Source organism: Hadarchaeum sp. (SeqCode), from assembly GCF_049969415.1.
Taxonomy (GTDB): Archaea; Hadarchaeota; Hadarchaeia; order Hadarchaeales; family Hadarchaeaceae; genus Hadarchaeum.
The window spans coordinates 1-1,207 of sequence record NZ_JBMFOX010000125.1 but is presented as its reverse complement, the minus strand read 5'-3'; the positions used below and the strand labels follow the sequence as shown (position 1 = coordinate 1,207).

The 1,207-nt window shown below is 58.1% G+C and carries 1 protein-coding gene; it reads left to right on the top strand.

All coding sequences use genetic code 11. The features are described from left to right. Positions 1–14: 14 nt before the first annotated feature. A partial coding sequence (locus ACP5PX_RS08295) for an amidohydrolase family protein (RefSeq protein WP_428085476.1) occupies positions 15–1,207 on the top strand: 1,193 nt, incomplete at its 3' end.

The following is a 1,207-nucleotide window of genomic DNA, read 5'->3' as shown; positions in this document are numbered from 1 at the left end:
TCAGGGATGCCTCGGTGCTGGTCGAGGGGGACAGGATCGCTGCTGTCGGTCCCGCCGCCGAGGTGAGACGGGAACACAAGCCGGATATCGTGATCGACGCCCGGGATAAGGTGGTGATGCCCGGCTTGGTGAACCTGCACTTCCACCCCGGGACGATAATCAGAGGTGTTGGAGAGCATATGGGGCTGGAGGAGTGGGCGGAGCAAATATTATACCCGTATCTAGCCGCAATGAGACCAGAAGATGCCTACTATGCGGCCAGCTTGGCCTACGCCGAGGCGCTCCTAACCGGAACCACGACCATCAACCTGATGTATGCTTATATTTTTGAAATGGGGAGAGCGGCGAAGGATATTGGGGTCAGGGCCGTTTTGTCAAGCGAGGCGGCGGATCTTGTGGAAGGACAGCCAACTTTGGAAGAAAATGAAAAGGCCTTTCGGGAGCTTCACTCACCAGACGGAAAAATTCAGGTCTGGTTTGGTGTTGAGTGGCTACCCATCTGCTCGGATGAATTTTTGTTGAAAGCTAGGGAACTCGCGAACAAATACAAGACCGGCATCCACATCCACCTCAACGAGTCAAAGGGTGAGGTAGAGGCCTGTCTGAAAAAGTTTGGTAAGAGACCCACCGAGCGCGCCCATGACCTTGGCGTCATGGGCCCAGATGTCGTCGCGGCCCACTGCGTCTGGCTCTCGGAGCGGGAGATGAGGCTCTACGCCGAGACCGGCACCCACATCTCCCACAACCCGGTCTCCAACGCCAAGCTCGGCAACGGCCTCGCCAAGATACCGGAGCTGGTTGAGCTCGGGGTTAACGTTGGCCTGGGAACGGATGATTCAGCCTGTAATGATACCTTCAATATGTTCGAGACGATGAAGTTCGCCTCGCTGGCCCAGAAGTCGAGGTTCACCGACGCCTCCAAGATGCCGGCGATGCAGGTGCTGGAAATGGCGACGCTGAACGGTGCCCGGGCGCTGGGTATGGAGCGGGAGATCGGCTCGATAGAGGCGGGCAAGAAGGCCGACATCGTCCTACTCGACCTGAATGTCCCCAACATGCGACCCGTCCACTTCGGCGAGTACTCCAACATCTGCCAGAACCTGGTCTACTCCTCGCTGGGCAACTCGGTGGACACGGTGCTGGTCGACGGGGAAGTGGTGGTCAGAGGCGGGAAGCTGACGAAGGTGGACCTCGACGAGATCATCAG